Below are 12,951 nucleotides of genomic sequence, written 5' to 3' on the forward strand. Positions count from 1 at the left end.
GACCTCCGCGGCTCGGCCGACGGCCCTGGGAGCGACCGCGCCGGGTGGACCGGACACCGGCCGGGAGCCCGTACCCGAGGACGTGATCGGCGGCCGGCCCGCCTCGCGGCCACGGCGGTCGGGGCGGGCGAACCGGTCGAAACGATCAGAACGGGCGGGACGGGCGGGACAGCCGCGGCGGTCACCGCTGGTGTCGCGGGCACCGCGGCTGCGGTCCCAGCGCCGCGGCGCCGGGACGACGGCGGCCGACCATCCCGGTCCGGGCCGCGGCCAGCGCAGGGCGCGCGTCCCGCTTCTGGCCGGGGCCGGAGCCGCGGCCCTCCTCGGGCTGCTGCTCCTGAACGGCACCCTCGCCCGCGGCGGTGCCGACCTGGGCACCGTGACCGCGGGTTCGCACCCGGCCGCGGGCACCTCCGCCACCCAGGAGAGCCGCCAGCCCAGGGATGGCGACGCGGTCGTTGACGACCAGACGGCCAGCACACCGCCCCCCTCGGCCGCCCCGGAACCCAGCACCGGCCAGGAGGGAACCAGCGGCCCGCCGCCCGGAGGGCAGCCCGGTGTCACCACCGGCACTCCGGCGTCACCCTCGTCGGCGGAGACGGCCGCCGGGTCGGGCTCCGCCGCCGGCTCGGGCTCCACGGATTCCTCGGGCCATGGACGAGGAACGGCGACTGGCGGCGACCGCGACGGATCGCGTTCCGCCGGCGGATCCCAGGCCGGCGCGGGGGACCGTTCCCGCGGAGACTGGCGGTCCCACGACTCGGCCGGCACCTCGTCGGACCGGGACGGCGCCGCCCGCGGCTCCCACTCCGCCAACCCGGCCAGTGCCGCCTCAGCGCGGACGTTCGCCCGCGGCGAGCGGGTCGTCCTGCCCAGTGACCGCTGCCTCGACTGGGTGCTGTTCGACGCGGGCGGCGTCCAGACCCGGGCGGCCGCCGCCGGGACCGCCATCGACGCCGGCCGGACCGCCACCGGCAAAGGCGCCGGGGGCTTCCCGAACGGCTTCGCCTGGACGGGCGGGCGGCCGATCGCCGCCGGGTCGAGCGACAACGACCGCCTCCTCACCTCCCTGGTGCGACTGGATGTCGATGTGAGCTCGGGACCGCGACGCCTCGACATCTACGTCGGGTCGTCCGCCGGGGGCTTCGAGGTGCTCGTCGGGAACGGGCGTGCTGCCGACGAACACCGGGTGACGCTGGACTCGCGGCAACACGCCGATTCCGACGCCGTGCTTTCCGTGTGGCTTCCGCGCGCTTCGGGATCGACCTCCGTCACGGTCACCGCCGGCGGCCGCGACGGTGTACTCGCGCTCGCGGCCGCCATTCTCTACTGAGACCGAACCCCGGACATCCGGCGCCGAACCCAGGACATCCAGCCCCGCGAAACGGACAACGAAGAAAAAACTCGGGATTCGCGGCAACCTCCACCGGCCCCCGGGCGACTGGACATATGAACGCGCTGCCGTACACCGCGCCAGGTTGCGGTGGCCGTTCCGGCCCGCCCGTCCCCGCTAACCCCCCCCCAGCCGGGCGGGCGGGCCGAACTGAAGCTGGCACCGGCCTGTTACGGCGGCCGGGGCCGGAGCGCGGAAGCTCGTACGTCACATCTCCGCCGACGGCGTCCGTCACCCGCCGGCGTTCGACGAGCACCGCCGCTGGTGGGAGGGCTGCCCTCCGCCCGGTCACGGGCCCTCCCACTCCTCCCCCCTCCGCTCGCGGGCACCGCCGCGCCCCTCGGAAGCCGAAGCCGGTGGACCGCCCGGACCCCTCATCGAGATCGTCCGGTCACGTCGGGATCACCGGGCCTACCCGCTGGCGCGACCAGGCAGGTACCGTCGGCTCGTGCGCAGGATTCTGTTCCGCCCGTCGTGGGTCGCCCGCCACGTGCTCGCGCTCTTCCTGGTCGGGCTCTTCCTGCGGATGGGCATCTGGCAGTGGACCAAGGGTGAATCCGACCACGGAACCCTGCAGAACCTCTTCTACGGCGTCGAGTGGCCGATCTTCGCCGCCTTCGTCGTCTACTGGTGGTGGCGGATGGTCTCCGAGGACCTTCATCCGCGTGACTCCGGCGAGGACCCCGGACCCCAGTGGGGCCAGGGCGGGCGGATAGCGCCCGAGGGGCCCGCACTGCACACCCGGGCCGACTCTGACGCCGGCGCCGGTGCGGAGACCGACGAGGACGGGGAACTCGCCGCCTACAACCGCTACCTCGCGTCGCTGTACGAGCGCGACGCCGCCGGCCAGGCCAACAACGCCAAGGGAGCCAACCGGTGACGGCATCCTCCGATCCCATGACACCCCCGTCGACCGCCTCGGCCGCCGGGCAGCCAGTGGCCCCCGGCGGGCCGCGGTCGGCGCCCGCCGCCGTCCGCTCGTCGCTCGCCCGGTACCGGATCATCGCCTATGTGGTCGGCGTGGTCCTGATCGCGCTGGTGCTGGTGGGCATGCCGCTGAAGTACCTGGCGGACGAGCCTTCAGTCGTGGACACCGTCGGCCCGATCCACGGACTGATCTACATGATCTACCTGGCGGCAACGTTCGATCTGGCTACCCGCTGCCGGTTCCCGGGCAAGAAGACCATCCTCGTCATGCTCGCGGGCACGATCCCGTTCCTCTCCTTCATCGCGGAGCGGAAGGTCGCCGCGAGTATCCGCGGCGGGCTGACCACTTCCGGCTGACGCCGACCGGCACCACCCACCCGAAGCCGTTCAGGTGACGGGGGCGTCCGCCGCGCCGGCCCGCATCCGGGAGTACGCGGCCGTGGGCGGCCGGCGGAGCCTGGTCGCCACGGTCACCGGCAGGGTCTCACCGGCCGCGAGGCGGCGCGGGCGGGCGGCGCCGACCGGCCCCGCCGCAAGCACCTGGGCCGCCTCGACTCCGAAGGCGAAATACCTGCCATCGGACCAGATCACGAGATCGTCGGCGCGCCGGCCACCACGGCTGACGATCAGCTGCCGGCGGGCCGGCTCCCAGACGACCGCCAGCAGATGTTCACCCAACACGGCGAACGCACGCTGCCCGGCGGATCGGTATGCGCCCATCAGCGCGGCCGCCGCCCGCGAACCGCGATCCCGCTCCCCGCGGAGATCGGCACCCGAGCCGCTGCCGGCCCCGCCGGGCCCGGCCGCAGCCCCGTCGGACCCGCCGGGCTCGGCCCCGGCGTCATCGGCGCGATCGGAGCCGGGGCGCTCGTCCTGCCCTGACCTGCTCCTCGGCAGCGGGCCCCCCGGCCCGGCCGGCCGGAGCACGGTCACCGAGCCGAAACCGGGCGAGGCCGCCTCGGTACGCGCCACGGGACGAGGAACCTCGGCCAGGCCGGCGGTGCGCGGCGTTCCGGTGCCGACCGGCACGACCCGCGCGCCCACGCTGTGATCCGCGATCACGATGACCAGCCCCGACGGCCCGACCAGCACGGTAGGAAGGACACCGGCCGCGTCGGCGGCGGCGGTCACCACCCCGAACGAACCGTCCAGGTGCACGCGACGTGCGGCGGGCAGACCGATCGAGGACGCCGCGAGCATCCCGGTGAGCTCCGAACGGCGGACGTCCGCGCCGTCCAGTCGCAGCAGCCCGCACACGGTCATGCCGTCCTCCCGCCCCGAGCGCACCGTCACGGAACGCACAACCACGCTCCCGCGCCGGAACGTAGCAGCTTGCTGACCGGATCACCGAGCGGTTGCGGCCAATGGCCGCATCATCCGCCCGGCGCCGGCCATCGGGGTGGGTGCACAGCCGGCATAACCGCCGGGCAGGCCGCCGGCCTCAGGCGACGTTCGCCTCGCCCCGGTCCGCTCCCGCGGGCGGGTCGGCGGCCGACTGGGCCTCTTCCACCGGGCGCCGGCGCTGATCAGGAATCCGCTTCGCCTTCCTGGGCGCGATCTCGGGGGAGGCCGGGCACTCGACCAGGTGCTCGTCGAAACCAGCCGTCGTCGGCCACAGCTGATGGCAGGCGCGGCAGTGCGCCGCGTCCAGGTCGGACCAGCGCTCGGCACAGCCTCCGCAGCTCACCACGACGGGCAGGACGCGAAGCCGGGCGGGCTGGCGGGAGGAGTCGACAGGCATGGGGAGCGCCTGCTGAGTGGACGGACCCGGCCGAGCCGGCAGCGTCACCGAAACGGCACGTGGGGCGGTATTCGGCGCGAGTGGGGTCGGGATCGCGCGCCGACCAGCAGAGCGGCGGGGAGGCACCCGGCCATCCTGTCGTACACCGGCACAAGCGTCACGCAACCGGGCGTCGACTCTTCAGAGTTCTTCGGTGTTCCGCCCTTCTTTGGCCCTTCCAGGTGGTCCGTCACCCAGCCCACCTGGTCACTCGCAGGCAGAAAGGCCAGGGCATGATGACCCGCCGGGCTTTGCGGCACAGCCACCTCCCGGGGACCTCCGGCCTGAACGGGTGACCCCTCGGGGCTCGGTGTGGTCCCGCGCGCGGCTGCTCCGGCGCTGCGTACAGCGGGGGTCCGGGTCGCCGTGCAACCGCGGGACGTGCGGCGCCGGGCCGGCGCGCGCGCCGCCGCTCCCTCCGGTCCACCGCCGCCCCGAGGCGTCATCCGACGCAGCGCCACCGAAACCACCGAAACCAGTGCGGCGGCACAGAAACTTTCCGCGCATTCCTCGCCCACCCATTAGACAAATCCATTCTTCCGGACGTTTTACGCGCACAGGTCAAAGGCGCGGGACGAGTGGAGGACTGGACGGGTGGAGGACTGGGCGGGTGGACGAGTTGAGGACTGGACGAATGCGGGAAAACCGGGGGCCGTTTCATCAGCCATCGAAACCCGCTCGCGCCCGGTCTGCCCCGAACCGGGTTCGGGCCGACCCGGGCCTCAGTCCATCCCGCGGCGGCCCGGCGTCCAGAATGCCCTGACCAGTACCTTCTGGCGAGGCCAGCCTCTTTCCTCGATGAGATGGCGCCGGACCGCCTGGCAGGTGCGGACCTCCCCGACCACATAGGCGGCACCAGGCGCGTCAGCCGAGAGATCAAGATCGGCGAGCGCCGCCGGCAACAGCGCGGAGTTCGCCGCGGAGGCACCCCGGCGGTACACCCACGTCAGTTCCGCCGCCCGGGGCAGCGGCAGCCGGTCGTCCTCCTCGTCGCACTCGACCACCCCCCGGACGACCGCGGACGCCGGCAGCGCCCGCAGCATCGCGCCGAACGAGACGGCCGCGGTGTCCTCCCCCACGAACAGCTGCAGGCCCGGCTCGGGGCTGGTCACCAGACGCCCCTCGGGGCGAGTGACGATGATCTCGTCCCCCGGCCCGACCCGACGCGCCCAGGACGTCCCGGGGGCCTCGCCGCCGTGGTCGTAGACCGCCAGCTCCAGCCGGCCGCGCGGCGGGTCGTATTCCCACACCGAGTAGCTGCGCCTGAGGTCACGCGGCCCGTTGCGCCNCCCCGCCAGCGTGGTCGGATCAGTCAGGAAGACCGTGACGTTCTGCCCGGGCGACCACGCAAGATCGACCAGGGCCGGGCCGGCGAGCACGATCCGGCGGGTGCGCCGGGCGATCATGTCCACGGACTCGACCCGGGCGTGGAGCAGCACCCTGTCCAACAGCCGCCACGCCCGCCGCCGCGGCGACGTGACCGGTGCGGGCGCACCCTCGTTGTCAGTCATGATCAAAGTCCTCCTCGACGAGAGACGGCGCCGCCGGGGACGACGGAGACAGCGCGANCGACTGTAGGAAGCAGCCGACCCGACGACAACGCTCCTCCTGGTGGACACGGGCCGGTGGACACGGGCCGGTGGACACGGGGCGCCCCGGGACAACCGCGGTTTCGGCATCCGCCCTGCTGTCACCCCCAGCGAGCGAACCACCATAATCCGGTAGTAACACGCCCAGTACCTGACCGACTGCCGAGCATGCAGGGGCAGCCGGCCCGGACAGGCAAGGGTGCGAAGCAGCCCAGACGAGGCAGACCAGATGAGGCAGAGAGGCCGGCCCGTGACCGAAAAGCAGGCGGAGTTTCACTTGAACAGGCTGGTCGAGCGGATCGAGCCGACCGACCTGCGAACGGACGTNCCGCACTCGGCGCGGATGTACGACTTCTTCCTCGGCGGCAAGGACAACTTCCCCGCCGACCGGGAGGCCGCCGAGCAGGCGCTGACAGCCTTCCCCACGCTGCGCATCGCCGCGCAGCAGAACCGGGCCTTCGTCCACCGCGCCACCCGGTTCCTCGCCGGCGAGGTGGGACTGCACCAGTTCCTCGACATCGGCACCGGCATCCCGACCTCCCCGAACCTGCATGAGGTCGCACAGGGCATCGCCCCCGGCGCGCGGGTGGTCTACGCGGACAACGACCCGATCGTTCTCGCCCACGCCCGCGCGCTCCTCGCCAGCACCCCGGAAGGCCGCACGGCCTACCTGAACGCCGACGTACGCGAACCGGAGAAGATCCTGGGATCGACCGAGGTGCGCGAGACCCTCGATCTGACCCGCCCGATCGCACTGTCGCTGATCGCGATCCTGCATTTCTTCCCCGATGCCGACGAGGTCGCCGACCTGCTGCGTCGTTACCTCGACGCGCTGCCGTCCGGCAGCTACCTGGCCCTCACCCACGCCACCTCCGACGCCGCCCCGGACGAAGCCGACCGGCTCGTCGAGATCTACCGGCAGCGCGGCATTCCCCTCACCACCCGGCCGCTGGCCGAGGTCGAAGGCTTCTTCGCCGGCCTCGAACTCGTCGAGCCGGGCGTACGGTTCGTCCACCGCTGGCGCGCCGAGGTGGCGCCGGACGGGCCGACCGACGCCCAGGTGAGCTGGTACGGAGGCATCGCCCGCATCCCCTGAGCGTTCGGAGCCGGAGCCTTGCGTCCAGGACCGGCGCGGTTGGCCGGCGGCGTTCAGAGCCGGGTGGAGAGCTCCAGGCCGTCATCCACCGGAAGCGAGGCGGAGACGTACCCGTTCGCCGGGTCGCGGACGTAGGCGAGATAGTCCACCGTCTCGCCGGCGAGCAATTCGACGTCGTCCGCGACCACCATGGCGCCGGGTGAAAGCCTGGGCTCGATCAGACGCAGGACCGGCAGGTACAGGTGGTTCCAGCCGTCCAGCAACAGCAGGTCGACCGGGCCCGGCAGCGCGGCGAGCGTCTCCATCGCGTCGCCGGTCCGGATCTCGACCAGATCACCCAGCCCCGCCTCCGCGAGGTTGACGCCGGCCGCGTGGGCCTTGGCCGCCGACAGTTCGGTGCTGAGGACGCGCCCGGCCCCATTGTCGCGCACCGCGGCGGCCAGGTGCACAGCGGAAATCCCGAACGAGGTGCCGAACTCCACGACCAGCGCGGGGCGCGCGGCCCGGACGAGCTGGTACAGGAATGCCCCGGTCGCTCGGGAGACCGGCATGTAGATGTCCTCGGCCAGTTCGGCGAGCCTGGCCGCCGGCGTCTCCCCCGGGACGAGGCCGGGGTACGCCAGGCGCAGCCCGGCGAACGCCGCGTCGTCCTTCGCGGATGCGNCGAACAGCCGGTCGAGCACATCGACCGTGGGTGTTGTGAGCAGTGATGACGTGTTCACGAGGTCGTCCTTTCCAGCTCGGAGCACGCTCGGTGCCGGCTCCGGAAGCGGTCGGCTCGACTCTAGGAAGCTCGCGATCTGACTTCAAATGCAATTTGTACAGTCATCAGATGCGTGAAAATCAATCGGGGCCGCCCAGCGTCGACCTCAACCTGCTGACCGCCCTGGACGCACTCCTCGATGAGCTCAGCGTCAGCGGCGCCGCCCGCCGCCTGCACCTCACCGAGTCCGCCATGAGCAGGACGCTCAGCCGCATCCGACGGGCGGTCAACGACCCCGTGCTGGTACGGGCCGGCCACAGCATGGTGCCGACACCGCGCGCGCTGGCGATGCGCGCCGAAGTCCACGACCTGGTACTGCGTTCCCAGGCGGTGTTCGCCGCATCCCGCGCCACCGAACCGGGCACGCTGACCCGGACGTTCACGATCCTCAGCGGCGACGCCCTCATCACGGCCATCGCCGTCGACCTGCTCGNCCGGCTGGGCCGCGAGGCTCCCGGCGTACGCCTGCNGTTCCTGCCCGAGCCGAACGCGCCGTCCGACCCGCTCCGGGATGGCACCGCCGACCTCGAGATCGGAGAGATCGACTCCACCGCACCAGAGATCATCACCGAGGTGGTCGGGGAGGAACGGGCGATCGCGGTGGTTCGCGCGGGGCACCCGCTGACCGACGGCGAGGTCACCCTCGAACGTCTCGCGGCCGCACGTCACGTGACAGCGTCCCGGCGCGGCCGGCTGACCGGTCCACTGGACGACATGCTCGCGGCTCACGGGCTGCGCCGCGAGGTCGCCGCCGCCGTGCCGACCCAGGCCGCGGCGCTGCTTCTCGTCGCCAGCAGCGACCTCGTCACGGTGGCACCGATCCGGCTGGGCCGCACCCACCTGGAGACACTCGGCCTCGTCGCGCTCGACCTCGACCTGCGGCTCCCACCGCTCGTGCTGTCCCAGGCCTGGCATCCCCGCCAGGACGCCGACGGCGAGCATCGCTGGCTACGCGACCGCATCCGCGACTGCCTGCGGCAGGCCCTCGACGCGCCCGCGGGCGAGGGCGTGGCCGACCGGAGGGGCGGGAGGGGCCGGACCGGCCGGAGCGGCCGGATCACTAATAGCTACCAGCAGATCACCGGTTGACAGCCCCGGGCTACCACCTCGTTACAGTGCCCGCATGGAACACCCGACGCCCCGACAGCCGGCCGCGCGGGTCATGGCAGCAAGCACCGCCGGCGAACGGGAGATCCTCGAAGCCTTCCTCGACTTCTACCGAGACGTGCTCGCGCACAAGGCTCGCGGTGTCGGTGACCAGGCCGCCAGGCACCGGCTCCTGCCCTCGCTCACCACCCTCGCGGGACTCGTCCGGCATCTCACCGCGGTCGAACAGGAGTGGTTCCACAGCCTGACCGGCGAGAACTCCGACACTCAGCCTTCCAGCTCCGAAGACGCCGGCTGGGTCCTCGACGANAGCGACACCCTCGAATCCGTGTTGGCGCGGTACGCCCGCGCGTGTGAGGTGTCCCGGACGGTGGCGGCCCGATTCACTCTCGACGACGTCGTGCCCCACCCCGAACTGGGCCAGGTGTCACTGCGCTGGATCTACGTCCACATGATCGAGGAGACGGCCCGGCACACCGGCCACGCCGACATCGTCCGCGAGCTCACCGACGGCGCAACCGGCGTTCTCGGCTAGCGCCAGTCGCAGCCTCCGCGGGAGGCGTATTTCGAGGCGCTGGACGAAGAGACCGACCGTAAGCGGTCCGCTCACGGCCCGAGCAGCGGGAGTACGCCCGGGGTGGGCCACACCCGGATCTTGAGATTCGACTGTCGGCAAGCAAACCAAAGCAGCTAACGTTCCGCTAAATGCGCAGGTCAGACGATTTTGTTTGCATGACGGCAAGGGATCATCCAGAATAGATGCGAGTAAGCGCGCCGCCACCCCCGCAAGAACGACCGCGCACTGTTCGCAGGATCCCATCGCCGCCTGTCAGTCACGAGCGGCCGGGACCCCGCTCGCACCAGCGCATCTCACTCCGGACAATCGATTCTTGCCGTCGACAACAGTGCACTGCAGTCCACGGGATACGGCGCAGATTCTGCCGCCACGGTTCGCGAGCACCGGGCAACAGCAACAGGGATTCGAAGCGTGTCTCCACCCGGAGACTTCCAGCCACGGAGGCCAAGATGCGGTTCAGACCTTCCAGAATACGATCCAGGTTCGCGATTCTCCCGGCCCTTCTCGCCGTAGTCGCGGCACTGATCGTGACGCCTGCCTCGCCAGCCCGGGCGGCGGTCTCCTGTAGCGCAGACTGGGGGCCGACTGGCGCAGTCATCGACCTCAAACCCTATCTCGTCAGCGGATACGGGCCGGTATCACACACCACCCAGAAGAGCGGATCATACGCTCGCCCCGGTTTCTACAGCCCGCTCACCGGTGGATTCAGCCCGTCCGGATCAGGAGTCTGGGTGAGCATTTACGACAACAATCTCTGGATGGCCGAGAACACGTATTCCAGTGACGGCGCCGGAATCCTGAAGTTCTGCGGCGCCCGGGCACTGAGCACCGGCTACGGGCCTGTCGTATACGGAGTTCAGTTCAACTCCACCCAGACGGCTGGCCGCTGGGGCAACTACAACATCTACCAAATGTTGTTCTACCCCGACGGCAGCGGCTGGACCCCGGTTTCCTGAGCGTCTCCACTAAGCCGTCAGTGCAGGTCCCGGCCTGCACTGACGGCTCCGGAGCCGATCAACTCGGCCGCACGGGAGCCGGTGTGCACCGTGACGGTCGTGTCGGTGTCCGGGGTGCGGGGCGGCCGTGTCCGGCTCCCCTGGCCGACCCGCTCCCGGTCGACGTCGCGGCGGGCGCCGAGCTCGGCCGGGGTCTGCTCTCACGCAAGCGGCTGCACGATCTTCGCCACTCGTCGGCATCGATCCAGATTGCCGAAGGCGTCGATCTCGCCCCGGTGTCCAAGCGTCTCGGTCACTCAACGCCAGCGACCACCGGTGCGCCGTACGTCCACCTGCTGCGGCCGGCCGGTCAGGCGGCCGCGGAGAAGGTGGCCGCGGCGATCCCGAGAGCGGTCCGGCGCGGGGACCATGCGGGTTCCAAGCCCGTTCCGGGCCCGAAGTAGGGCGCCGGTCCGGCGCCACCTTCGGCAAAACCCCTGGTAGAGCGGAGGGCGTGGGATTCGAACCCACGAAGAGGATCACTCCCCTTAGCGGTTTTCAAGACCGCCGCCATCGGCCACTAGGCGAGCCCTCCTGACCTGCGGCTTCAGCCCGGTTGGCCCCGATCGTCCCTAGTGCCGTTCCGCGCCTGTTCCGCGTGACCGTCCGTGCCGTCGCCGGCCGGGTGGTCAAGGTCGAGTATCGCAGCTCCGGCGCCGGGTGTGCCGAGGGCCTGTTCGATCGAGCCGTTCGCGATGACCTCCTGGCCGTCCAGGCAGTTCGCGTACACCTTGAGCAGCACCGCGACCCCGTGGCCGAGCCGTCGCGCGACCTCCGTTGCCGGTACACCGGAGTTCAGCCACAGCGTGGCCGCCGCGTGCCGCAGGTCGTACNGGCGCCGGGCCAGCGGCGACGAGGCCTGTTCCACGCTCAGCCCGNTCGCCCGCGCCGTCCGCCAGACCTTCGCGATCGTGTGGTTCTGCAACGGGCCACCGGAGCCGGTACGGAACAGCCGTCCGTCCTCCGTCGTGCCGTGGGCGTCGATGTGGGCACGCAGCAGCGCCACCAGCTCCGGCGGGATCGGGACCGGACGCACCGTCTTCACGGCACNGTGCTTGAGTTGCCGAGCGTCGCGGGCCGCCCCGTCGTCCGTCCAGCGCACCCCCGCCCGCGGTTCGGAACCGTCCAGGTCGAGCCGACCCCAGCCGGATTCGGGCAGCACGCACGACGAGCGGCGCAGCGCCACGACCTCCGATGGGCGCATCCCCGCGAAGTACAGGCAGCCGTAGAACGCCACCAGGTGCCGACCGGTGGCCCCCTGGTCGCGGACCGCCCGGAGCAGCGCCCGTACCTGGTCAGGATTGGCGACGGCTCTGTTGCATTCGGCGGAGTCCGCTGTCCCACGGCCGTCGATCGGTCATGATCGAGTGATGCGTCGACGTCGTGCCTGTCCACCGGCCCCGACATCGGAGTTCGCGGGGTTTCGGTTCCCACCCGAGGTGATCATCCTCGCTGTCCGCTGGTACCTGCGATACGCCCTGTCCTACCGGGATGTCGAGGAGCTGCTTGCCGAACGCGGCCTCGAGGTTGATCACGTGACCGTGTATCGGTGGGTGCAGCGCTTCNCGCCCTTGCTGGTTGAGGCGGCTCGTCCGTGTCGGCACCGGCCTGGGGATAGGTGGTTCGTCGATGAGACGTACGTGAAGGTCGCGGGCCGGTGGACGTATCTGTACCGGGCCGTTGACCAGCATGGCCAGGTCATCGACGTCCTCGCCAGCGAACGACGCGACCAGCTCGCTGCCCGGCGCTTCTTCGTTCGGGCCCTGGCGCANGGGCGCCGGCCAGCCGAGGTCACGACCGACAAGGCCTCGGTCTACCCGCGGATCCTCGACGAGCTGCTGCCCGAGGCCTGCCACGTCGACGCCGCGCGGGAGAACAACCGGATCGAAGCCGACCACGGCCGGTTGAAAGCACGGCTCCGGCCGATGCGCGGGCTGAAACGCCTCCGCTCGGTCCAGACGATCAGTTCCGGGCATGCCCTCGTCCAGAACATCCGCCGCGGCCACTACGAACTCGCCACCGACACCGACCCACAGCTCCGGCTGGCAGCCGCATTCATTGGACTCGCCGCCGCGATCTGATCACCGCTTGGCAGGGTCAGCCATGCCCTGCCATCCCGTAACGCAACAGACCCGGACGGAGTCTTCGGCACGGATCCCGGCGGCAGGACGTGTACTGCCGCCGGGATCACGCCGACGGCAGTATAGACCGCGCTTTCAACCCGCTGTCGAACGGCATCCTCGTCATAGCCGGCTCGCAGTTCAACAGCGATGGCGACGCCGTCCGTACCGATGTCAGTCCGGCGGATCGCGAATGCGATGGCATTTCCGNGGCGGACACCCGGCACGACTGCCACGGCCTGTTCTACCTCCTCCGGGTGGAGGTTGCGGCCACCGATTATGATCAAATCTTTGGATCGGCCGCAAACGACGAGCTCGTGGTCTACGAGGTAGCCAAGGTCGCCAGTCGCCAGCCAACCGCCTGTCACTCGGCTCTGAGCTGTGGTCATATCGTCGAGATAGCGGGTGACGGACCAGGGCCCCGGCAAAGTTGTCGCTTAGCAAGCAAGCTTCGTGATCGTCTGTAGGGGGCGTTCGGGGCGGCGGGCGTGATAGCGGATTCCCGCGGCGATGTTCGTAGTACCGGCCAGGCGCAGGATTGCGATCGCGAGGTTGCGGAGGCTGGCCATGACCTGGGGCGCGTTACCGGTCCGCACCTGACCGA

General features: G+C 71.0%; 12 protein-coding genes, 1 tRNA gene and 11 pseudogenes. 14 read left to right on the top strand and 10 right to left on the bottom strand.

Annotated features, from left to right (window positions below):
• Positions 1-190 precede the first annotated feature (190 nt).
• The 3 genes from UG55_RS08335 to UG55_RS08345 all read left to right on the top strand — a co-directional run bounded on the left by UG55_RS08335 (position 191) and on the right by UG55_RS08345 (position 2,677).
• Positions 191-1,333, top strand: a complete 1,143-nt coding sequence (locus UG55_RS08335) for a hypothetical protein (RefSeq protein ID WP_128422901.1) — start codon at positions 191-193, stop codon at positions 1,331-1,333.
• 508 nt (positions 1,334-1,841) lie between these two features.
• Positions 1,842-2,273, top strand: a complete 432-nt coding sequence (locus tag UG55_RS08340) for a hypothetical protein (protein WP_066065220.1) — start codon at positions 1,842-1,844, stop codon at positions 2,271-2,273.
• Positions 2,270-2,677 (top strand): DUF3817 domain-containing protein, encoded by a 408-nt coding sequence (locus UG55_RS08345; RefSeq protein WP_242423988.1) that lies wholly within the window; start codon positions 2,270-2,272, stop codon positions 2,675-2,677. Before UG55_RS08340 ends, UG55_RS08345 begins: the two co-directional genes overlap by 4 nt.
• A 30-nt stretch (positions 2,678-2,707) precedes the next feature.
• Here the strand turns inward: UG55_RS08345 and UG55_RS08350 are convergent, their stop codons facing one another.
• The 4 genes and pseudogenes from UG55_RS08350 to UG55_RS45215 form a co-directional block, all read right to left on the bottom strand.
• Positions 2,708-3,622, bottom strand: a complete 915-nt coding sequence (locus UG55_RS08350; RefSeq protein ID WP_242423989.1) for a hypothetical protein — start codon at positions 3,620-3,622, stop codon at positions 2,708-2,710.
• 139 nt (positions 3,623-3,761) lie between these two features.
• Positions 3,762-4,061: a hypothetical protein gene (locus tag UG55_RS33870; protein ID WP_242423990.1), complete on the bottom strand. Its 300-nt coding sequence runs from the start codon at positions 4,059-4,061 to the stop codon at positions 3,762-3,764.
• 761 nt (positions 4,062-4,822) lie between these two features.
• Positions 4,823-5,388, bottom strand: a 566-nt coding sequence (locus UG55_RS08360) for a siderophore-interacting protein (RefSeq protein ID WP_242423991.1), incomplete at its 5' end; no start/stop codon positions are given.
• A gap of 1 nt (position 5,389) precedes the next feature.
• Positions 5,390-5,611 (bottom strand): annotated as a pseudogene (locus UG55_RS45215) (siderophore-interacting protein); the annotation flags it as partial.
• A 307-nt stretch (positions 5,612-5,918) separates the two neighbouring features.
• Between UG55_RS45215 and UG55_RS46890 the strand changes: the two are divergent.
• On the top strand, positions 5,919-6,016 hold a 98-nt coding region (locus tag UG55_RS46890), incomplete at its 3' end, for a hypothetical protein (RefSeq protein ID WP_396230842.1).
• 1 nt (position 6,017) lies between these two features.
• Positions 6,018-6,785: pseudogene (locus UG55_RS08365) on the top strand (SAM-dependent methyltransferase); the annotation flags it as partial.
• Positions 6,786-6,838: 53 nt separating this feature from the next.
• Here the strand turns inward: UG55_RS08365 and UG55_RS08370 are convergent.
• On the bottom strand, positions 6,839-7,336 hold the full coding sequence (locus tag UG55_RS08370; protein ID WP_242424001.1) for an O-methyltransferase: 498 nt from the start codon (positions 7,334-7,336) through the stop codon (positions 6,839-6,841).
• A gap of 281 nt (positions 7,337-7,617) precedes the next feature.
• Here UG55_RS08370 and UG55_RS33880 point away from each other — a divergent pair.
• The 6 genes and pseudogenes from UG55_RS33880 to UG55_RS08390 form a co-directional block, all read left to right on the top strand.
• Positions 7,618-7,981 (top strand): LysR family transcriptional regulator (locus UG55_RS33880; RefSeq protein ID WP_242423992.1); only part of this gene is annotated, 364 nt, incomplete at its 3' end.
• A 37-nt stretch (positions 7,982-8,018) separates the two neighbouring features.
• Positions 8,019-8,637 (top strand): annotated as a pseudogene (locus tag UG55_RS33890) (LysR substrate-binding domain-containing protein); the annotation flags it as partial.
• Positions 8,638-8,710: 73 nt separating this feature from the next.
• A partial coding sequence (locus tag UG55_RS33895; RefSeq protein ID WP_242424002.1) for a DUF664 domain-containing protein occupies positions 8,711-8,964 on the top strand: 254 nt, incomplete at its 3' end.
• A gap of 1 nt (position 8,965) precedes the next feature.
• Positions 8,966-9,190: pseudogene (locus tag UG55_RS33900) on the top strand (DUF664 domain-containing protein); the annotation flags it as partial.
• Positions 9,191-9,963: 773 nt separating this feature from the next.
• On the top strand, positions 9,964-10,188 hold the full coding sequence (locus UG55_RS28335; protein WP_066065244.1) for a hypothetical protein: 225 nt from the start codon (positions 9,964-9,966) through the stop codon (positions 10,186-10,188).
• Positions 10,189-10,271: 83 nt separating this feature from the next.
• Entirely contained in the window at positions 10,272-10,631 is a 360-nt protein-coding gene (locus UG55_RS08390) for a tyrosine-type recombinase/integrase (protein ID WP_242423993.1), read from the top strand.
• Positions 10,632-10,673: 42 nt separating this feature from the next.
• On the opposite strand, the gene UG55_RS08395 is transcribed toward UG55_RS08390, so the two are convergent.
• The 5 genes and pseudogenes from UG55_RS08395 to UG55_RS33920 all read right to left on the bottom strand — a co-directional run.
• Positions 10,674-10,762, bottom strand: a tRNA-Ser gene (locus UG55_RS08395).
• 12 nt (positions 10,763-10,774) lie between these two features.
• Positions 10,775-11,060 (bottom strand): annotated as a pseudogene (locus tag UG55_RS33905) (site-specific integrase); the annotation flags it as partial.
• A 1-nt stretch (position 11,061) separates the two neighbouring features.
• A pseudogene (locus tag UG55_RS33910) lies at positions 11,062-11,105 on the bottom strand (hypothetical protein); the annotation flags it as partial.
• A gap of 1 nt (position 11,106) precedes the next feature.
• Positions 11,107-11,272, bottom strand: a pseudogene (locus UG55_RS33915) (site-specific integrase); the annotation flags it as partial.
• 6 nt (positions 11,273-11,278) lie between these two features.
• A pseudogene (locus UG55_RS33920) lies at positions 11,279-11,581 on the bottom strand (hypothetical protein); the annotation flags it as partial.
• A gap of 16 nt (positions 11,582-11,597) precedes the next feature.
• Between UG55_RS33920 and UG55_RS33925 the strand changes: the two are divergent.
• The 3 pseudogenes from UG55_RS33925 to UG55_RS33935 form a co-directional block, all read left to right on the top strand.
• Positions 11,598-11,792 (top strand): annotated as a pseudogene (locus tag UG55_RS33925) (IS6 family transposase); the annotation flags it as partial.
• Between the two features lies 1 nt (position 11,793).
• Positions 11,794-11,998, top strand: a pseudogene (locus tag UG55_RS33930) (DDE-type integrase/transposase/recombinase); the annotation flags it as partial.
• A gap of 1 nt (position 11,999) precedes the next feature.
• Positions 12,000-12,308 (top strand): annotated as a pseudogene (locus UG55_RS33935) (DDE-type integrase/transposase/recombinase); the annotation flags it as partial.
• Between the last annotated feature and the right edge of the window lie 643 nt (positions 12,309-12,951).

The sequence above is a fragment of the Frankia sp. EI5c genome, from assembly GCF_001636565.1.
Taxonomy (GTDB): domain Bacteria; phylum Actinomycetota; class Actinomycetes; order Frankiales; family Frankiaceae; genus Parafrankia.